This is a genomic window from Photobacterium sp. GB-72 (assembly GCF_003026095.1).
Taxonomy (GTDB): Bacteria; Pseudomonadota; Gammaproteobacteria; order Enterobacterales; family Vibrionaceae; genus Photobacterium.
This window is the reverse complement of sequence record NZ_PYNV01000005.1, coordinates 1-22,002: the sequence shown is the minus strand read 5'-3', so window position 1 is coordinate 22,002 and position 22,002 is coordinate 1. Positions and strand designations below refer to the sequence as shown.

Annotated in this window: 13 protein-coding genes; 10 read left to right on the top strand and 3 right to left on the bottom strand. The window is 38.0% G+C overall.

The annotated features are described in order from the left end of the window. The first annotated feature begins 152 nt into the window (after window positions 1-152). The 5 genes from C9J40_RS07945 to C9J40_RS07925 all read left to right on the top strand — a co-directional run bounded on the left by C9J40_RS07945 (window position 153) and on the right by C9J40_RS07925 (window position 14,138). On the top strand, window positions 153-629 hold the full coding sequence (locus C9J40_RS07945; RefSeq protein ID WP_107206757.1) for a hypothetical protein: 477 nt from the start codon (window positions 153-155) through the stop codon (window positions 627-629). An 80-nt stretch (window positions 630-709) separates the two neighbouring features. Further along, window positions 710-4,069 carry a hypothetical protein gene (locus C9J40_RS07940; protein WP_233217690.1) on the top strand — a complete coding sequence of 1,120 codons (3,360 nt, stop codon included), beginning with the start codon at window positions 710-712 and terminating at the stop codon, window positions 4,067-4,069. A 99-nt stretch (window positions 4,070-4,168) separates the two neighbouring features. After that, on the top strand, window positions 4,169-10,810 hold the full coding sequence (locus C9J40_RS07935; RefSeq protein WP_107206756.1) for a DUF11 domain-containing protein: 6,642 nt from the start codon (window positions 4,169-4,171) through the stop codon (window positions 10,808-10,810). A gap of 15 nt (window positions 10,811-10,825) precedes the next feature. Further along, the gene (locus C9J40_RS07930) at window positions 10,826-11,341 is read left to right on the top strand and encodes an OmpA family protein (RefSeq protein WP_107206755.1); all 516 of its coding nucleotides are present in this window, start codon (window positions 10,826-10,828) and stop codon (window positions 11,339-11,341) included. Between the two features lie 19 nt (window positions 11,342-11,360). Beyond that, window positions 11,361-14,138 (top strand): hypothetical protein, encoded by a 2,778-nt coding sequence (locus tag C9J40_RS07925; RefSeq protein ID WP_107246417.1) that lies wholly within the window; start codon window positions 11,361-11,363, stop codon window positions 14,136-14,138. Window positions 14,139-14,237: 99 nt separating this feature from the next. Here the strand turns inward: C9J40_RS07925 and C9J40_RS07920 are convergent, their stop codons facing one another. Continuing rightward, window positions 14,238-15,395, bottom strand: coding sequence for a tetratricopeptide repeat protein (locus C9J40_RS07920; RefSeq protein ID WP_107246416.1), 1,158 nt, complete (start codon window positions 15,393-15,395; stop codon window positions 14,238-14,240). A gap of 187 nt (window positions 15,396-15,582) precedes the next feature. Between C9J40_RS07920 and C9J40_RS07915 the strand changes: the two genes are divergently transcribed. The 3 genes from C9J40_RS07915 (at window position 15,583) to C9J40_RS07905 (ending at window position 18,701) form a co-directional block, all read left to right on the top strand. Continuing rightward, window positions 15,583-16,056 carry a hypothetical protein gene (locus tag C9J40_RS07915; RefSeq protein WP_233218485.1) on the top strand — a complete coding sequence of 158 codons (474 nt, stop codon included), beginning with the start codon at window positions 15,583-15,585 and terminating at the stop codon, window positions 16,054-16,056. A gap of 313 nt (window positions 16,057-16,369) precedes the next feature. Beyond that, window positions 16,370-18,202, top strand: coding sequence for a selenocysteine-specific translation elongation factor (gene selB, locus C9J40_RS07910; RefSeq protein WP_107246414.1), 1,833 nt, complete (start codon window positions 16,370-16,372; stop codon window positions 18,200-18,202). 163 nt (window positions 18,203-18,365) lie between these two features. Continuing rightward, entirely contained in the window at window positions 18,366-18,701 is a 336-nt protein-coding gene (locus C9J40_RS07905; protein ID WP_107206750.1) for a zinc ribbon domain-containing protein YjdM, read from the top strand. Here the strand turns inward: C9J40_RS07905 and C9J40_RS07900 are convergent. Further along, window positions 18,636-19,019, bottom strand: a complete 384-nt coding sequence (locus tag C9J40_RS07900) for a hypothetical protein (RefSeq protein ID WP_233220308.1) — start codon at window positions 19,017-19,019, stop codon at window positions 18,636-18,638. The genes C9J40_RS07905 and C9J40_RS07900 overlap by 66 nt on opposite strands. A 91-nt stretch (window positions 19,020-19,110) precedes the next feature. On the opposite strand from C9J40_RS07900, the gene C9J40_RS07895 reads away from it, so the two are divergent. Continuing rightward, window positions 19,111-19,275, top strand: coding sequence for a DUF2256 domain-containing protein (locus tag C9J40_RS07895; RefSeq protein ID WP_107246412.1), 165 nt, complete (start codon window positions 19,111-19,113; stop codon window positions 19,273-19,275). Between the two features lie 53 nt (window positions 19,276-19,328). On the opposite strand, the gene C9J40_RS07890 is transcribed toward C9J40_RS07895, so the two are convergent. Further along, window positions 19,329-21,002 carry an RluA family pseudouridine synthase gene (locus C9J40_RS07890; RefSeq protein WP_107246410.1) on the bottom strand — a complete coding sequence of 558 codons (1,674 nt, stop codon included), beginning with the start codon at window positions 21,000-21,002 and terminating at the stop codon, window positions 19,329-19,331. A 62-nt stretch (window positions 21,003-21,064) separates the two neighbouring features. Between C9J40_RS07890 and C9J40_RS07885 the strand changes: the two genes are divergently transcribed. Beyond that, window positions 21,065-21,880: a hypothetical protein gene (locus C9J40_RS07885; RefSeq protein ID WP_199188061.1), complete on the top strand. Its 816-nt coding sequence runs from the start codon at window positions 21,065-21,067 to the stop codon at window positions 21,878-21,880. Window positions 21,881-22,002 lie beyond the last annotated feature (122 nt).

Below are 22,002 nucleotides of genomic sequence, written 5' to 3'. Positions count from 1 at the left end.
TTATATATAAAAATAATGTAATTATTCTCAATATGCGAAGCCATTATATTAACTTTAATTTAATTAACTGAAAAATAATGATTTATTTATTGGCATGCGATTAGCATGATGCTTTCCTGACATTGTGTCTTTTATATTTAAATGGAGTAAGTATGAAAAACTTAATATTAATTTTTTTACTTAATTTAGCACTTGCGTTTTCTGCTTCTGCTAATCAACCGCTAACAAGTCAAATGAATGCCTATTTAATAGAAGTTGATAAAAATGGTAAAGAGTTATTAAAGTCTGCTGATGAAGTTTCACCTAAAGATACAGTTGAATATCAACTGGTTTATAAAAATCATAGTGATCAATCATTATCTGGTTTAGTTATTACCGGTCCAATCCCTGAAAATACTCAATATGTAGGTAATACCGGTAAAACCATTATTGCATCTAAATTCTTGGTCAGTATTGATGGTGGTAGCACTTTCGAAACTGAGCCCGTTAAACGCGAAATAATGAAAGATGGTAAAAAAGTGGAGGTCATTATACCACCAGAGAAATATACCGATGTGCGTTGGATTCCTGAAAGTCCAATTAAAGCATCAGAGCAACAGATATACACCTATCGTATCGAGGTTAAATAATCAAAGTTGAGGCCCGTGCGGATGCAAGGGATTAGCTAAGTAATACGAAGATCAATTAACACCTAAAAGGTAAATACTACATGAATACGCAACTAAAACCCATAATGACGTGGTTTGCTGCGGGTTTAATATCAGTAGGTGCAGGTGCTTTGTCTAGTCAAGCCCTTGCAGCCACGGCAGCCGGAACTGATATTAAAAACTTAGCAACCGTAACGTATGAAGATGCCGCTGGTAATACATACAGAGCCTCTTCGAACGAATCAGTTGTAACGGTACAACAAATCTATAGTGCAACAATCGAAACAGATAACGATGTATCTGCAGCTCCAGGTTCTACCATTTACATCCCTCACGTGGTGACTAACACCGGTAATGGTCAAGATGTTTATACATTGACCTTTGCTGATGGTTTACCTGCAGGAGATGGTCGTACCGACACCATAGATTCAGTGACATTAAAACTGTTTGATGACGCTAACACAAATGGTACACCAGATGCAGGTGAAACAGAATTCACAAGCGGCGATACCATTACATTACTCGCTGGTGAAACAATGAACTTGATCGTTGGTGTGGGTGTACCTGCAACAGCGAATATGAGTGATACCTTAGGGATTACCTTAACGGCTGAAGCGCATAATGCTGGGGGTGCAGTTAGTACTCCAGTTACAGATTCTGTAACTGATGTAGGTACAAATAATGACTCTGCTAACGGTACTAACGCCGATGTAATTACAGTAACTAATAATGCTGTAATTGATATCAATAAGGCGTCAACTCACTTAACGGGTCTAGGTTATACAGAAAGTTCATTTGGCTTGGATCTGGATAATGATGCAACCACTGACCATCCAGTAGAGTTAATTGAGTATGTTGTAACGGTAGCGAACAATGGTAATACAAACGCTGATAATGTGACTATTTTTGATGGTCAGCCAGCTAATACTGCCATTATTCAAGGCCAAGCGACATTGACACAATATAACCCGATATCTGATGGTCTCTTTGCTGCATATGGTGATACAACGACCACTTATGCTGCAAATATTGTTGACGAAACGAGTCATGGCGTCGACTTAGACCAAGATGGTTCAACAGAGGCAAGTGGTGAGAGCCTTATTGCAGGCGGTACTGATGTCAACTCTGATGGTGATGCAATAGATGATAATATTCCGGGTTTATACGCTGTCGATGCCGAATTACCCTCTTTCACCTCTGTGTCAATGACCTTCTATGTTGCTTATTCACCAGCGATAGTTGATGGTGATGTGGTCGTTCGAAACAGTGCATATGCCTGTTCAGATTTAAACGGTGATGGTGATACAGTAGATACGGGTGAGTGTGCTGATCCAACAAGTCCTCCACCAAGTACTTCAAATCCAACAGAAGTCGTCACAGAAACAACCACAGGTGTTGATGTGTCCGATACGGGGACAACAAGTACAAGTGGTTTAGGTGGTGATGACGATAACACTGTTGATGATACTCAAACTATCACGACAGCACCGACTGGCAGCGAGTTCTTCCTTTATAACAAAGTGGCGAACAACGGTAACAAAATTGATATGTTCGATGTTACCACACCAGCACCAGGTGACCCAGGTAACAGTTTCCCTGCTGGCACAACGTTTAGTTATTGGAATGCAACAGGTACTGCTCAGTTAGTCGATAACAACAGCAATAGTATTCCTGATACTGGACCTGTCCCATCCGCAACGTGTTTAAATTCAGGTTTACTTGCCGATGCAGCAAGAACTGAAGATGGAATAACGTTGAACTGTAATGAAATGCTAATACGTGTTGTTGTTCGCTTACCACCAGATGCTCATAATTCAACTGCACCATTTAATGCAACAACAACCATTACGTCTACAAATGATCCAACAATTTCAGCATCGAAAACTGAAAGTTTGACTACGGTATCACCACCAACGGTTGATGTGGCAAACCAACAAATTACGCCAAATCCTACAACCAATGTGGATCCTGTCGATGTAACAGATGGCACATTAGATCCTGCTGATATCGCCACTGTATTTAATGATGCAGAACTTGGTCAAACGTTGACAACGACAGTATATATTACGAACGAAGGAGGCAGTCCTGATTCATTCACACTAACCACTGGCGGTAGTTATGACGTAGCTGGTACAGCTTGGCTTGCGGATATGCCAACAAACTGGACTATTGTGTTTAAAGATGCAGGTATCGATACCGATTCAGATGGTACTGTAGATGTTCTTGGTACTAATACTGTCATTACGACCACACCTCCTATTCCAGCCAATGGCACACAAGTATTAACGGCAGAAATAACCGTTCCACTGGATCCAATCTATGCTCGTGCACAAGCAAATGATTCCGCGTTACCGTTTGCTGCTGGTGAGCAAGCAAGTGCAATAGATGCAAATAGTGATGGCGATAATGATTACATTATTTATATCCAAGTAACCTCAGCAGGTTCTGGTGCGACAGACATTAAAGTAGAAGCAATTGATATTCGTACGATTGCGAGCATTGATTACACGCCTACTACACTGTCAAACCAAATTGAAGCTGGTGGTGGTATTGCATATGAACACTTCCTATCTAACACTGGTAACACAAGAGAATACATCACATTAGATTCTGCTAACGATAAAGCAGCAGATGGCTTTGATAATACGTTAACTATATTAGATAACGATACGGGCCAACCTATTGAGATTGGTAACTTGTGTGATACAGGTGATAGAACCATTAATGTTGTGCCAATGGATGGTGGTGCTCCAATTGCTGTTGAAGTGCAATGTGACGCAAGTGACGGTACTGATTTACAGCCAAATATCCAGTTAGAACCGGGTGAAAGTATTCCTCTATTGAATACGGTATTTGCCCCAACTAATGCAACTGCGGGTACTGTGAATAAGACAACACTTACTGCTGTCGTCGTTTCTGCTCCAACTATTACCGCACAGGCTGAAGATAACTCAGAAGTTATTGCAGGTCAGCTACGCTTGTACAAATATGTAGATCTTGACGCAAATTGCGACTCGATTCCAGATAGCGATGGTGGATTCCAACAAAGACATTCTACGCTTGTCGAGCCTGGTCAATGTATTATTTGGAAGCTTGTTGCAGTGAATGAAGGTACAGATGATGCACTTAATGTAGTTGTAACGGACGAGTTAACCGAATACACCACGTTCCTCGATCTTACAGGTGCAAATGTTGGTGAGCTTAAGTCATGTCGTAACTCAATAACTACTCCTGTGTTATTTGGTGCTGGTACATATTCATTAACGTCAGATAACTTAGGTCCTCTATGTAACCCTGATGCTACAAGCCATACAGCAGGTACCATAACTCAAGGAGTTAGTGGTTCTGGTGTTACTTATACCATCGGAACACTTGAGCCTGGTGATAAAGTTATCAGTCACTTCTCAGTAACCGTTGATTAAATCACATTAATAAAGTCCTCCCTACGATTGTAGGGGGGCTTATTAAGCGTATTGCTAATTCGTTTAATAAGCCCTTTTCTTTTTCCCTTGGAGATCGCAATGGCATCCTATTATGTGGTAACTATTTTTAAGTTATTAGTTATCTTCATTCTATGTTGCAATAGTTTCTATGTCTCTGCTCTTACTCCTGCAGGGACAAGAATCACGCATCAATCGCAGATAACATATTTTGATCCAGAATCTGGAACAAACATTTCGGTTATTTCTAATTTTTCGACAATTACTGTTGCGCGTGTTTATGATTTCGAATTAATAACTGACTTTAGTGATGTTGAAGATGAAAATAGCCAAAGGTTAGCAGCAGCAGGAACAACGATTAATATACCTATTACGATTAGAAATACCAGTAATACAAAAGATAGTTATAAGGTTAATGTAATTAACTCTCCAGGAGATAATGGCGATATATACTCATTTAATTCAGGTGAAGTTAAAATATATAATGACTTTGATGGCAATGGTATTCTTGATGCTGGCGAAAATGAATTAAAAAAAGACAGTGATGGCAATTATATAACGTCTATTCTTGGTGTTGATGAAATAACAGCGTTACTTTACGTAATATCGATTCCAAGTCATGCTGTCGAAGGAGATTTTTATAACTTAAGTGGTAATATTGTTTCACTTGGTAATAATAATAAATCAGAGTTTAGTAATATAAAGGTTGTTGTTGTAGATGGTTCAGTAATTAATCTAACTATTCATAATAATCCTATTTGTTCTCAACATGTTGGTCCACTTGGCGATATGGAATATATCGTTCATTATAATAGTATTGGGAATAAATTACCTGATGTATCCTCTGACGGTTATCTCGTTTTTACCAAAAATGAAGCGGGTCAATTACTTTCATCATATGTGACCGGTGTATTAATTACGGTAACACTTCCCGCCAATGTTCGGTTAAAGCAAGATAAACTTAATGATGACGGGACTCCACTAAGAGATCATGCACCTATTAATTTCACTATGCCTAATTCAAACGGCGTGTTTAATGGAGGACTTGTCGTTGTTGGGATTAATAATACGTTCTTACTAGAACAAGAAAATGAAACCTTAGACTGGCATGATTACGGTACTTGGGATGGTGACGGTAATGTAGAAAAGATAGGTTTTCTTGTATCACCAGATCACCTTAAACCTGGGCAGTCGGGACACTTTAGCTACTATCTAGAAGCGAATACTATTTTACCACGTGGTGATTTGAGCCCTCTTCAAGTTTACTCTAGAGCAGAAGCTGAGATCTCTGATTCTGAAAACATTGTGACTCAAAGCAGTAAAGTTTGTAATACCTTGTTTGATGATAGCTCTTCATTTTCGAATGACCCTGATAATAATCAAGTGATTAGATTTCAATTGTTTAACCCTGAATTGTTTGCAGCGAGTCAAAATGTTTTAGTGAGACACTCTGATGATGATCACTATATTGATAACGATTTTTATTTTGTTAAAGAAACGGAAGAATTTCATGTAAAGCTTGATGCAATTAGTGCGCGTATTGAATTAGTAGAAGCCAATATGCATCGTTCGGTTATCGATATTATTGGTCCAGAAAGTTCTCACTATCCAATCATGGTAAGAACTGAAAAAGGTAAAGATTCTTTTCATTGGATGTTTGCTGAAACAGGTGCCAATACAGGCATATTTAGAAGTATTATACCGCTTCATGCATCGTTGATTGATGAAGATTTTCTTCGTGTTAAACAAGATCACTGCCTGGATGATGTCAATAGTAGTGTGGTTCCTTCAGGAGCTGGTTCTGGTTTTTCGGCGCTCTCAGACTTAGTGTCAGGAATAACAGCATTGGTTAATTTTAACGCAGATTTTCTTCAGGGGACTACGGCGGAAAATTGTGAAATTAAATCAGAAACGGATGACGTACTTTACTTAGATGTTATGCGTCGTGGCTCTGCAAAAATTATTTTGGATACCACCGCTAAAATAAGCCCAGAGTTCACTGTGTTTGATACAACGACATTTAAACCTGTAGAAAATGTAGATGTACATTTTTATCAAACAACAAATGGTTCCGCCCCTGATGCTAAAGTAAGAGCGCCTAATGTTGATAATTATAAGGCTCCTATTGCGTCAGTGAGGACGAATGAAAATGGTATTGCATTATATCCTAAATTAACTAAGTCCGATAATGAATATTATTTTATTTCTGTGGATCCTCCTACAGGATTTACGTGGCCTTCTAATTATACAGATATTAATACATTTAATATTTTTAATGTTAAGCCTGAGTCTTATGGTCCTTTTGGTAATGAAAATATTGCTGATTCAGGTATCTTTGAAATTAGAGGTCGTACATTAGTAAATCAATTCGATATTCCGATTGATCCAGGAATTGTCGATAGAAAATTAACGTTAAGTAAAACGGCAGATAAAAAAACAGCTGAAGTTGGTAGCTTTGTTAAATATACAATAATAGTAAATAATACCTTACCTGACGGCTCACTCTATAATGCTAAAATTATTGATAAGATTCCTTATGGATTTAAATATATAGAAGGCAGTGCTCGTTTAAACGAGGTTAAGATAGATGATCCAATAGCGAATGAAAATAAAGACACTTACACATTCTCTATTGGAGAGCTCAAAGGGGTAAACTTTGAGCCTACTTATGGTGTATATACGCTTGATTACGTCTTACAGTTATCTGCAGGTGCGATTGATTCTGATGGAATTAATTACGCCTATGCCGAAGCCTCTTCGATGGCTGGTGGAGGACTAATCACATCAAATGTCGATAATTATCAGATCATCCCTTCTCAAACAGGCGTGATGTCCGACAGTGGTATCATTTTTGGTCGTGTATTTATTAATGCCAAATGTAATAAGTTAATGAAAAGTGATATCTGGCCGATTGGTGGAGTAAAAATATATTTAGAAACGGGTGATTATGTTATCACAGATGAAAATGGTCAGTATTCAATGTTTGGTATTAACCCCGGAAATCACGTACTAAAAGTTGATAGAGAAACATTACCAGATGATATTGAACTATCAGTAAATGGAAGTAGAAATGCTGGAGTACCATTTTCTCAATTCATTGATCTCATGGGGGGGGAAATGCACAAGGCAGATTTTGTTAGCCCATGCCCTACAGATAATCAAGAAGAAATTTATGAGGAACTTAAGAAGCGAAATGAAAATATTAATGGCGACTGGTTATTTGAAGAACAAATAAAAAGTAATGGTAATAAAAAGACAACGTCGAAAAAGGTAAACACGTCAGATTTAGTATCTGGTGTTGTCAGTGGGCCTAAAAATAAGGGTGATAATAAAAACGAGAGTGTATCAAAATTGTCTTCATTTAAAGGTTATGCCCTGCAAACATTTGAAGGCAATCAGATAGAAGCTGAAAATTTCATCAATAAACTGCCACGTAATATAAAAAAGAAATCATATATTTATCCAGTCTCTAATGATGTTGTTGGAGTAAGAATTGGTTTTAGTCACAATCAAGAAAATTTAATTAATTTACGCCAAAAGTTGATTGAAAATAATATTGAGAATAAACCAAAAGAAACATTATATGATCGTATTTTAGATGACGATAAATTAAACATTGATAATCTTATAGAAGATAAAGTACCTCTACCTCAGGAAGAAGTAAAAACGATTACTCAGTCTGAAGCAAAAGAAGGTACATGGTATTGGCCAAAAGGCGAATATAGTTATGATGGTCGTTTTATTGTTGTAATTAGAGGTGATGTTAACCCTAGCTTATACATTAATGGTGATCTAGTTGATGACACCCAACTTGGTGAACGTATTATCAATAAAAAGGAAAGGGCCCAAATATTAGCTTGGTATGGGGTAGAACTTACTGATGGAACAAACCTTGCCCAAATAAAAACAATGGATAGTTTTGGTAATGAAAGGATATTGTTAGAAAAGGAATTTCGTCACCCTAAATCAGCGAAAAATATAGAATTAATTTTAGATGAAACATCATTACAGGCTGATGGTGGACGATCTGCAATACCAATAACATTAAAATTAACCGATGAGTTTGGAAATTTAGCGCGGGGTATTTACTTTGTAACGTTAAATAATGATATGGGATTGCCTTGGTTAGAACCAGATATCCAAGCGTCTATTAATGGTCATCAGGTTCGAGTAATTAATGGGGTAAAAACGATCTATCTGCGTAGTAGTAACGAATCAGGAAAAATAAAAGTTAAAGCAGAGCTCAATGCGCTTGAAGATGTTGTAGATATTTATCAAGTCGCAGCAAGTCGACCTTTATTTGTTAACGGTATACTTAGTTATACTGGTAAATATGGTAAATTTTCAGGTTTAGTACCGTCTTCACAAAAAGAGGGTTTTGAAAATCAACATTATTCTGACGATGAAAGAGCCGCTATTTTCATGAAAGGTAATATTAAAGGAGATTTACACTTAACATTAAGCTATGACTCGGCAAAAGAAGATGTAGCGTTACAAAGAGAAATTTCACCTGATAGTTACTATCCTGCTCCCGGTGACGCAAGTATCAGGGGTTATGATGCAAGAAGTGATTCAAAATTATTCGTTAAACTCGAAAGAGATCGCAGTTATGCAATGTGGGGTGACTTCAGTACATCTGACGGTGTATATGAATATGATTTAGCCAGAACAAGCCAAATACTTAATGGTTTTAGTGGCGTATTTGATAAAGGTCCCGTTCGCCTTCAATTATATGCCTCACAAGCAGAAGATTTGCATAAGGTCGAGGAAGTACCCGGTAATGGTACAGCAATGGATTATACCTTAACTGATGGTCGATTAGTTCGTCACTCTGACATTGTTTCCCTTATTACTTACAGTAGAGATAACCCGGGTCTTATAATAAAAGAGACATCTCTCAAACGTTATTTTGATTACACAATTGATTATTTTACAGGTGCTATCAGATTCAATAGGGTCATCCCGATGTTTGATGAGGATTTTAATCCAGTTAAAATTCGTATTGCTTATGATTTAGATGGTGACGGGGAAAAGTATGAAGTCGCTGGTACGCGCGGGTTTTATAAGTTTAATTCATACTTTGATTCGGGCTTTAGTTATGAATATAACAGCAGTGATTCTACTGGTTATCACTTAGGAGGTATTTGGGTAAATTATAATATAAATAATAAAACTGAGATCAAAGCATCCGTCGCATCCTTATCACACGATAGGCTGTCTGAGGATGAAATGCTTGGTTCAATATCATCAATCGATGAGACTAAAAAAGTCTCAAATGCAATGGCTTATAAATTAAAATTAAAACGCGATTGGAGCCCTGGCAGTTTCTCTGAATTAGAATACTCATATGCAGATGATGATTTCTCTAATTCTGCAGCACCAGTAGTAGCTGGAAGGCAGGAGTTTAAATTACTTCATAGACAAAAATTATCTGGATTAATGAATTTAAATATTAATGCTAGCCACTCAGAAAAATTATCGACTAAAGATTATCAACAGTCTGTGGCAGTAAATATCGATTCAAAAATTTTGGGTTCTAAGTGGACAACGACATTAGGTAGTCGATATATAAAAAATAAAACAGAAGAACAAACGGAAAGTTATACAACGGCTATTTTAGGATTAGGTCGAACATTTGATTTATTTAATAAGCCCGGTCGTATTGATTCTGAATATGAACGAAGCTTCGGTCATAAGAGCAAACAGCGTTTTAATATAAAAGCAGATTGGCAATTACACAAACAGGCAAGCGTTTATAGTCAATATGAATACATTGATTCACTAACGGGTATTAATAATTTAGGTAGTGGAACAACAAGTCAGTTTACAGCTGGTATTGATATAGATTGGCTGCATGGAGGCAGTACATTTAACGAATTTAGGCAACGTGGCGTTAGCAACGGAAAAATGATGGAACTGGCTAACGGTTACCGTGGACAGTTTGAAGTTATTCCAGGTATCAGCGTTGACCCATCTGTTGAGTATGTAGAGGTTTTAAAAGGGGATAAAGAGTCAGGTTTTGCCGTTTCTTTGGGGGTAGCTGATATACGTAACCCTAATTTTAAAACAACAGGGAGAATGGAATTTAGACGTGGTGATCAGGAAAACTATTACGGTTTCCTTGGTGCGTGGATCACACGCTTAAATCAGGATTGGAGCGGTTTAGTAAGGGAAGAGTATCGATACGTAGATAAAAAAGAGACAAAGAATACTTGGGATAACCATTTAAGTATCGCTGCTGCTTACAGACCAAGATTAAAGAATAATTATCACCTTCTAACATCCTATGAATGGAAAGTTGAGGATAATGAAAACAAAAGAGAAGCCCATATCTTTTCTGCTCATCAAAATCTTGAGTGGTCAAATGATTGGATATTATCTGGTAGGTTGGGAGTTAAATTAGAAGATTTTTCATATTACGATGATTATTATAACTCTGTATCCACCATACTTGATGCGAGATTAATTTATAACTTTAGTACACGTTGGGATTTCGATGTTCATGGCGGAATATTAGGAACTGACTGGTTTGATAGTCGACGTTATTCAGTTGGTATAGGAGCAAATTATATAATTTATAGAAATATTCGTCTTGGCGTTGGATATAATTTTATGGGATTTGCTGATAGTGACTTAGACCCTCAGGGTTATAACTTAGATGGATTTTATTTCGATATTATGTTCGCTCTTGATGAGAGTCTGTTTGGTTGGCTAAGTGAATAATGAGGTAATACCTGAATGAAGAAGTTATTATTTCTATCAGTTCTTTCTTCTTTTCTCCTAATTCAAAGCGGTTGTGTTAAGGAAGAAGAGATATTCGTCGACTATGGTGATTTATCTCAATTAGATTCAGATTTATATAGTGTTTACTACGAATGGCCCAGTGTGATTAATTTTGATTTTGATGATTTTCAATTAGATTATGGTGATAAGTTAAAGTTAGATAAAGTGGCGCAAACATTGCTTAGTAATATTGAGTTGAAAGTTGCGTTAATTGGATCAGCTGATCCTGAAGGCAGTAAAAATTACAACAATAAATTATCACAAAATAGAGCCTTATCGGTGGCGAGATATCTAATTGATAGTGGCGTTATGAGAACTCGAATAGTAGTAACTTCATCAGGGGTTAGTAACAAATACCTGAAAACGAATGATAGAGATGCCAATTTTGTTAATCGGCGTGTTCAAATTCTTTTACTTGGCACTGATTCTAATCCAGTTGAAATGATGTATGAAGTAAAACAATCTGACTAATTTTTACAGAGGACGTCATATGCATTATATAAGGTACTTCTTTGGTCTAATTGTAATATTTTATCTTTTTGTGAGTCCTCTTAGTTATGCATTGACCGAGTCTGGTACGATTATTAAAAACCAAGTAGGTGCGACCTATAAAGACAGCAATAACATTACTCGTTCAACAGCTTCTAATATAGTTGAAACATTCGTTCAGCCCGTTGTTTCTGTAACGGTTAGCGCTGATCAGACTAAGTTTGTTGCCCCCTCTGGTACAGTAAGATTTAATCACATTATTACCAATACGGGTAATGATGAAGATTCTTTTACATTATCCACGTCTCTTTCTAGCACAGCAATGACGAGCATTGCTATTTATCCTGATGAAAATAATGATGGTATAGAAGATGAGTCCTTAGGAATAATATCTTCTATTGGTCCTTTGGCGCCGGGTGAAAGCTATCATGTTGTTCTTTTGGGTGCTATTTCACCGAGTGCATCAAATGGAGATACGGGTACCGTTTCTTTTACTGCAACAAGTCAGTCATTTGCTAATAACGCGACAACGGTGCTTTCTGGTGGTGCGAGTTCTGCGATTAATACAGATACAGTGACAGTAACAAATTTACCGATCATAGAAATGACCAAATCTATGAATCAAAATGAGGGGGCTTCTCCAAGTGGTCCATATGTGGTGACATTGTCTTATAGTAATGTCGGTTTAACCGATATGTCATTGACTCAGACAAACGGCATTATGCTAAGTGATGAGCTTCCAGTTGGAATGAGATTCAATGGGAACGTAACTTGGAGCCTGAGCAGCGGCATAATTGGTGATATATCTAGTGGCAGTGTCAGCGAAGGAGATAGTGATTTATCATTCACATCATGTATAGCAGGTGCTCCATCTTGTCTTTCGCAAGATAAAGTTTCGTTTACTCTAGATGGCTTATCTTCAAATCAAAGGGCGACGATAAGTTTTGAGGTAATGATAGATTCTGGCTTAGTTGCCTCTAGATTAACGAACCAAGTAACGTTTGGCTACGATGAAGACAATGACGGTATTGTGGGAGCAAGCGAGCAACATAAATATAAAACCAATACCGTCCCATTTACTATCACACCACTTCATGCAGTTGTTGCGAATACAGGGGGATGTGGTGCCAATGATACGGCTTGTAATGCAACCGATAATATTAACTATGAACTAATGACTGTTGCCAATGCAGCGCAAGGTTCTAGAGTGTCATTTACAAGCTATATCTGGAACTTAGGTAATGATGAAGATACATTTAATCTTGAACTCTTACCTTCATCCACGTTCCCTGCGGGTACAAGTTTTATGATCTATGCCGGTAACGGTGTAGTACCTTTACTCGATAACGACGGTGACAGTAAAGTCGATACCGGTGTTATTCCTGCCGCTGGCTCAACCTGTCCTTCTTATTTGATTACAGCGGCTGGTAGCCAATGTGGTGCTAAAGTTATCGTTACAGCTACATTACCACCGGGTTCATTTGGTGGTGGGCCCTATTTTGTAGCACTACAAGCAACTTCTTCGAGTGATACTTCTCAGTCGGATACAGTGGGTAACCAATTAACAACGATTGCTCAAAGCACTGTCGACATTACAATAAATTATCCTTCTGAAACATCATCAACGACACAGAATAACTGTGATAATGTGAATGACGGCTGTGGGTATGGAGCCGGTGTCGAGGGGGCTGCTGTCGTTACGAATACAGCTAACCCGTCTACATCCACAACGTTTACGATATTTATTACCAATACCTCGACTGTTGCAGATACATATGTATTAGATTTTAGTAATGTTATTCCTTTCTCTTCAAAGGTATTAACAAGTGGTTTTACCGTTGTGTATACAGACACGAATGGCACACCAATAACAAATATTCCTCTTCTCTTACCTGATGAAAGCATTGAAATCAGAGCGCTAGTTTCTATTGACCAAACGGTAGGTATCTCAACTGAAAACCTCTATTTTAAGGTGAGTTCCCCTTCTACTGGTGCTGAAGATACCGTTTTCACTGCGGTTTCCGTTGAGTTAATTAATATTGTTGGTCCAGGAGGTGGAGGAGACCAATGTTTAGTCATCGGTACACCAAATCAATCTGGCGTTACCCAGCCAGGGCGAGCAACCATCTATAAACATATTATTGATAACAATACAGCAGAAACATACACAGGCGTCTCATTCTCTCTATTGGATTCAGAGCCCGGTTTTACATCAATGATATATTTAGATAGCAATGGTAATGGTGAGTTCGATGGTAATGATACTAAGATTGATTCCACAGTGGACTTTGCCCCTTTAACGGAAGTCACTATTTTCTTAAAAGTCACAGTTGATTCAAATGTCCCATTAAACACAGTCAATAACTCGTCGATTTCGGCAACAGTAAGCTGTGGGGATATTTTAATGGTTGACTCCACAACTGTTGCCAACATAAGTATGCGAATCATCAAAGAGCAGGCTAAGGATGCCGGCTGCGATGGTATAGTTGATGCAGGAAGTGCTTATTCATTAAATTCGTTCTCTGTTGCGCCCGGTGAGTGCATACTTTACCGCTTAACTGCTGAGAATATTGCAATAGAAGATGCACACGAAGTTGTATTAACTGACGCGACGCCAGCTTTTACAACGTTTAAAGTGGTTGGGGGAATTCCTAATATAGACAAAGGTTCAATCAATATTATCAGTGATGGAAGCACTGGCGCGATAATTGGTAATGTAGGAACCGTCGCGCCCGGAGAAAGAGCGGTAATGGAATTTGCTATAAGAGTTGATGATTAAAAACTAACATAATATTAAGCGAATAAAAAATCCATATTTTCTAAATATGGATTTTTTATTTCATCTTATGTCTTTGATGATTTTTAACTATGTGTGTACTTAGTTAATACTATTGATTACTTCAATCGCTTTTTTATTACCATTTCGGGCGGCTTTATTTAGCCAATATTGGGCTTTTTCAATGGATTCACTTGTACCATCGCCATTTGCATACATACTTGCCAAGTTATACATAGCAGTATTATTTCCTAAATTGGCTGATTTAATATACCAAAATAAAGCTTTTTTATAATTTTGTTGAATGATAGTGCCTTGGTCGTAGATACGAGCCAAATAAAAACTAGCATCTGGATTGCCTTTATTATCCTCTTTCTCAAGTGCTTTAACTAAATCATATTCATTGTTTTTAATTAGAAAAGGATTATCGATACTTAGGATGATTGATTTAAAGTGAGCATTAGGTATATTTTGTTTTGCTGCCATTTGATAGTGTTTATGACTTTTAGCGATGTCTTTCTTCTTGTTATAAAGTCCACTTTGATAAATTTCGCCTAATGTAAAATGTGAATAGCCATGTCCTTTTTTGGCTGATCTTTCAATTAAATCAATGGCTCTTTCAATTTCAGAACGAGTATTAATCAAAGATATTGCAAGAAGGTAGTCACTGTATTCATTCTTTTCGAAGTCATCAACTGAGAAGATTTCAATGCAACGTTTAAAGTTATTTTTAATAAAATACAAGTAACCTAATGTGTACGTTGATGGAGCATGCCCTTTAGCATTTGTTTGTAGAAGTAGCTCTTCTGCATAATTTAAGTCAACATCTCCTCCTCTGCCATCAATTAACATTAATGCCAAAGAGTATTGAGAGAAAGTATGATTATCATTTGAAATGGAGATTTTATAGTAAAAACGCGCCTTTTCTTCAGATAACTCAACCCATTCTCCAAATTCATACAGGTGACCTAAATAGTATGCAGCATCAGAATCGCTATTGGCGAGCTCTTTTAACTTATTGATAGCCTCTTGTTTATCATGACTGCTATAAATAGGATGTTCAATGATGGAAATAAACTCTTTAATTGTAAATTTTTTATTATTATCAAATGACAAATTATTTATTGTTTCTTTTTCAAAAGGCAAATCTTTATTATCATTTTGAGAGTTTTTTTCGTTATTTGCAATTTCATTGTTTTTTAAATCATTATCAGAGCTGCAACTCATTAATAATAAAATAATGACGATACACTTCCTCATTATTGATTTCTCCTTTCCCTGTACTATTTTTAATTTTAGAACATAAGTGAAGGGATGTATTATGCGTTATCTATTTATTTTATTATTAAGCAGTCTATTAACAGCGTGTGCGTCAAGTAATATTACGTCATCTTGGGTGGACTCGTCATATACAAAGTTTCCAATAAAAAGCACGATGGTTGTTGCTATGTCTGACAACTTACGTGTAAGACGGATCTTTGAAGATGATATGGTCAAACAATTACAAGCTCATGGGGTGGATGCGATCCCGAGTTCGCAAATTTTTCCTAATGAATTACCGTCTAAAGGTGATATTGCGGCTTATGTGAAAAAACATAATACCCAAACCGTTTTTGTCGCAAAATTGATAAATATTGAAGATAAAGAAGTGAGATATCCGGGTAATACCGGTTATGGCTATAACCGAGGTATTAGTTTTAACAGCTACTACAATACGTCTTATAGTTATATTTACGATGATAGTTACTCTGTTTCTTACGAATTTGTAAACGTTGAGTTCACCTTATTTGATACGCAAAGTCATATCCCGATTTGGTCAACATCATCAGAATCTGTTGATCCAAGTAACATGAATAATATCATTGATGAATTAACGGATATATTAATCACGAATATGAAAGACAATAACGTGATCAGATAGAAATTTTAAAATATAACGAAGCCCTGCAATCAGCAGGGCTTTTTATTGCTTGTTAATAGAAAATAATAAAGAGTATGAATAAATATCATACAGATAAAAGCAAAAACACTTCATTAAAAAACAGGCCTAATATTTGTTTGTTATACAAATTGATACTAGTCAATTACTAATATCCTAAAGTTTATTACTATCACCTTAAGAATTTGATGATAAACGTTTATAAAGTAATAGCTGCGTATTCATGTCTCAACATACGCAACAATTAATACCTTATCTCAATACAAATATTATTCACTTCAATTAGGTCGTAGTAATGGTCTCACAGCCTCATAATGTAGAAAAATATCAAGCCGTTATCGGTTTGGCAGGTCATGTTGATCACGGTAAAACCGCTTTAATTGAAGCACTCACAGGTATCGTCACTGCGCGTCCACATGAACAACAATTAGGTATGACACAAGATTTGGGTTTTGCCTATTTTAAAGATGATAACAATAATACCATTGGGGTTGTGGATGTCCCGGGACATGAACGTTATCTACGTAATATGGTATCAGGTGTATGGCACCTTAACGTGCTATTGCTGGTTATAGCGGCAGATGAAGGGTGGATGCCGATGACCACCTCACACTTACAAGTTGCACATGCGATGGGAATAGAAGATATCGTCGTGTGTATTAACAAGCGCGATAAAGTCACGGCAGAGCAACTCAGTGCGGTAGAAGATCAAGCGCTAGACAATGTGATGGAGATGACGGGCTTATTACCTGAAATTATCAGTGTATCAGCCTTAAAAAATGACAACATTCCGGCGTTACGTGATCGACTGATTGAGGCGGTTAAAGCTAATATTGATCGTAAAGCATCGACGGATATTGCAGATGATCAGGTCGTAGCCCCAATAATGTATATCGATCGTTCATTTGTCGTAAATGGCATGGGCACCGTACTTACAGGTACATTGGCACAGGGAACATTGAGTATTGGCGATAAGGTTCGCTGCTTTCCTAGTAACATCATGGGAACGGTTCGTTCTCTGCAAGCTTATCATCAACAACATCAGCAGTTATCTGCCACCTGCCGTGTTGCTGTGAATGTTAAAGGGATCAGCCGTAAAGAAGTAGGGCGAGGGCACTTATTAACATCTGCGACAATAACCCCGCCATTACATAGTCAGTGCATCGTTCGTATCAATAAGACGTCAGACAAACTCAAGCAACGTAAACAACGCCATGTTGAAGTTGCCATGGGGACTTGGCATGGCTCAGCATTGTTAAGTTATATTCCGAATACTCAATTAGCACGACTAACCTTTGAAAAGCCCATCCCAATGATTTTTGGACAACGATTAGCAATGATCCAAAAAGGTGGCTGTGGGCTACAACACGGTGCTGAAATTGTGTGGTCAACACCTGTTATGGGTTATCAAAAACGCCGTTTATACCAAGCATTAGATAATTTACCGGTACTTTTAAAGCCTGAATCACAACGTGAGATGTTACTCGCTCTACAAGGTTACTTTGAAACGACCGAAGCAGGTTTTGAATCGGCACAAGGCCAAACTTATTTAACGCCTTATTGTTTTGAAGATAGCTGGTTAGCTGACAGTGTTATGCAAATACAGACGTTACTGTCTGATGGGATCTCAATGTCATCTGCCGAAATAGCAACACGTCTACGTATTAATGAAGCAGTGATTGATATCTTAATGCAGCAATTAAAGCTGCAAGAAAAAGTACATGTTAGTTATGGTAAATGGTGCTTAGGGCAAGGTGATAACGAAGATGAATTACCTCCTGTGGCACAAGAGATTCTGCAACAAATACGCGAGCTAGGTAAAGCAGGACTAGAACTGAATAAAGTAACGGTTGCAGGGGGGAAAAAGTGGCTTAGACAGCTCAGCCATCAAAAATATATTACCGCTTTGGATGATACCATTTACTTCGATATGGGTTTATATCTTGATTTAGTTAAAGCCGTGATAGCTGAACATCAGCCTCAAGATCGCATATCGATGGGAGATATTAAAGATCGGACAGAATTAAGCCGAAAATACTCAATCCCATTAGCAAATAGAATGGAAAAAGATGGTTGGGTACGTCGTGATGGTGATGAGCGTATTATCCTAAAAGCGTGGGATCAGTAGTAAATCTAACGATGATTAAAGTGAGTGTTGAAGTTACCCGTAACAATCAATGTTAGTCGCTATTTTAACTTACTTGATATTACGGGTTATTAAACTCGTATTAGCTAGCTATAACTATTAACATAATGCGTATTATTGTTAATTGCTTAAAGAAGTTGTGATTATGTCTTTACCGCCGTGCCCAAACTGCCAATCTGAATATGTGTATCAAGATCAAGCGAACCTAGTGTGTCCTGAATGTGCCTATGAATGGAACCCTGCTGAGGTTGCAGAGGAAGAAACCATAGTAGTGAAAGATGTTAACGGCACATTATTGCAAGAGGGCGATAAGGTCACGCTAATTAAAGATCTGAAAGTCAAAGGCAGTTCACTGGTGCTAAAAATAGGAACGAAAGCGGTTATTAAACGTATTGCTGAAGGTAAAGACCACCAACTAGACTGTAAACTTGATGGTGCTGGTGACATGATGGTTACTGCAAAATTCGTTAAAAAAGCGTAATACATCATTACGCAATTTTATTAACAAAGTTTGATTGATCCCGTCACGTTTGACTGAGCCAGTAACCACTAAAATCTCTGTGGCATCGAGTGATAAATCACACACAACATTAACCGCAGCGACTGTCTGTAAACGGACCGATTCAAATGGGTTGCGAAATAACGGGCATGTTTCACGCCCCTCAATCACTTTCCAATTAGTAAGATCGTTGGTATCAACATGCAGTGTGTCTTTTTCGGTTTCGCGCATTTGCCATAATTTGACAAAAATCGTTGTACCTTGATGGCTAAAGTACAAGTGTTTCGTGATTGGTTGCATCAAGAAGTGAAAGGATGATTTTTATAGGAAATAACAGCCAATAAAGGGTTTTAAACGTACTAGCACTGTGTTTATTAAATAAGAACAAGTGATGCACAAAAAATCCAATTTACCCGCTAAGGTGTGTGTGGTTTGCCAACGGCCATTTACTTGGCGCAAGAAGTGGCAACAATGTTGGGATGAAGTGAAGTATTGCTCTGAACGTTGTAGGCGCACGCGCCAACACATGGACTCATCAAGAAAGAAAGTAGGCTGACACATAACGAAAAATGCGTCAGCCATTGTCGTTTTTGCGGTGTTATTTAGGCTTTAAAAATCTTCAGCGACTTCAAACACCATATGCTCGTTAGTTGTTGGATGGTTGAATGCCAAGTATTGAGCATGTAAGCATAAACGATCGCCTTTTTGCCCGTATAAATCATCACCGACAATAGGCATGTTCATCCCTTTAACATGGGCGGAATGGACACGAAGCTGGTGTGTACGACCTGTTTTTGGGTAGTAATAGACCTTGGTTCTTCCATTCTTACGCTCAAGCACTTCCCATGTGGTTTGTGCGGGTTTGCCGTATTGATAACACACGATTTGACGAGGGCGATCGTCTAAATCCACCCGGATTGGAAAATCAATCTGCCCGCTATCACTGTCACTGTTACCTTCTAATAGGGCAACGTAACGTTTTTCGACTGTGCGCTCAATAAACTGTTTTTGCAGTGCTTTGTGGGCATCTTTGGTTAAGGCAATGACCATTAAGCCAGAGGTCGACATATCTAAACGATGGACAATCAACGGGCTATCGCTATCTGGGAACATGGCTTGCATTCGGCTATATACAGAATCGGTAATGGTTTTACCGGGTACAGATAAGAACTCCGCAGGTTTATTAACAATTACCATCGCATCGTCTTGATAAACAATACTTAGCTCTTTGCCTTCGGCTGGGTTTTGCTCTAGTGGGTTCTCGTCTATCTCAATGCCAGACAACATATGGGCTAAAATAGGCCCACATTTGTTTTTTGAGGCTTCATAAAAATAAGCATGTTTTAGCATTTGTGGCGCGGGGGACTTACCCCACCAGAAATTTGCCATTGCTAACGGTGTTAATTGGTGGTTAAACGCATACTGAAGCAGTTTGACGATAGCGCAATCGCCCGCCCCTTGTAATGGCTCATCAAACATCTGATTGAGATCTTTATATTCCCCAAATTGGTTCACAAAGCGGTATTGGCGATGAATACTTTGTTCTAACTGTGCTGCTAATTTACTTTGCTTGGTTTTCAGTTTAGCAAGCGCAGTGGTATCAGCTTCAAGCTGTTCGCTTAGTGATTGCAGCGTTTGTTGCCACTGTTGGCGCAAGGCTTTTTGCTGATGTTTATCGTAAGCACTTTCACGGGCTAGACGATGAAACACGTCAGTTTTAACGTTTTCATCCTCACTTTGCTCGGCAGCTTTGCGTTGTAATTTACGCTGTTTACGCTGTTCAATCATCTGTAAACGAAAGGTTTCAGATTCTTGCTCTGCTTGCGTTTTCGCTTGGGTATATTGCTGTTGCAGCGCAATGAACTGAGGCGAAGACGCAATAGATTCAATGTCAGATTCTAGTGCTGTAAGCGCGTGTTTAATCGCTTGGATCTCAGGATCGGTGTTAAGCGCATCAAACACAGGCGGCACAAAGTGAGGTAACTGTGTTTGCCCTGCGATAGTGCCTGAAAATGCCGATAGATAACCGATGTTACCTTGCTCGCTTTGTACCACTAACACACCGAACATATTGCCAATGGCGTGATTATCACTGTCTTTATTTAAGCCATCTAAACCAAAATCGTGTTGCCATTCGGTTTGTGTTTCTAGGTGTTGTTGCAACTCTTGCGCGGCTAACACACTCAGTGGATGTGGCTTATAACAAAAAGGATAAGTAAAACGTTCAGGTAAGGCGATAGCCTCAATCGATGAGCGAAATGGAGTAAAAAGGGAATCGTACATGGCTTAATCTATCGCAAAATGGGGCGTGGATTTTACCACTCTCTGGGGGAGAGTACGAGTGATTGGATTTAGCTACAGAGATAACGTCTCTTATTGTTACGTTAAATGATGACTTCATAAGAGAGGGCCCAGAGTTTCAACAAAAAGGCTATGAATATATATTGTGTCCATTATTTGGTGTTTTCGCTTCGTTACATATGACTTTTTTAAGGGATGTTTTACTGCATCACAAAGACAATTTATCTAAACATATGTATGACTCGTTAAAATCAGAAATGAAAGAATATAAAAAGCAATATTCTGATTACTTAAAACAGACGATTAAAAACCAAAGAGAGGTATTGGAAAAAGACTGTCCTCCTGTAGGGCAACATCGTACTGATACTTACAATTATTTTTTTTCGTCCAGCACTATCGCTGTAAAATATTGCGATGACTTTATACAAATGTTTGAGCAAATGGATATTGATGTTAATTCAAGATCATTTGTATTGGACTCAAGTAAATTTAATGACATTTACTCTCCAGCTTACGGCACTGCGGATGATTGGGATCAAGAGTGTAATGAGGTTGCCCGTGGTGGAAGAGGGGTGATAGGAGGAGTATATAGACAGCCAACGCTATCTTTCACTTCACTGTATCTTGATTACTTCGATGGGCGCCCAGTAAACTTAAACGTTTATTATCCTGATGGTAAGGGGCCTATTAATAATGATGGTCAGAGAGTAAATAAAACAGATGTTATTGCTTATCCAGCATCAGGGGTTGAAACAAAAAATGTCACGATAGAGAGTATTGAAGATGAAGAATTTCCAATATCCTATGCGATAATAAAGTCTCAGAGTCTCCCTTCACATTTAACGCTGTATGATATGTAGTGGTACATTAAATTTGGCCACCTACTCAGAGGTGATATCATCACCTCTTAACATGGATAGGTGACATCATGACAAAACGAACAAGACGATTATTTAGTGCTGAATTTAAATTAGAGGCAGCA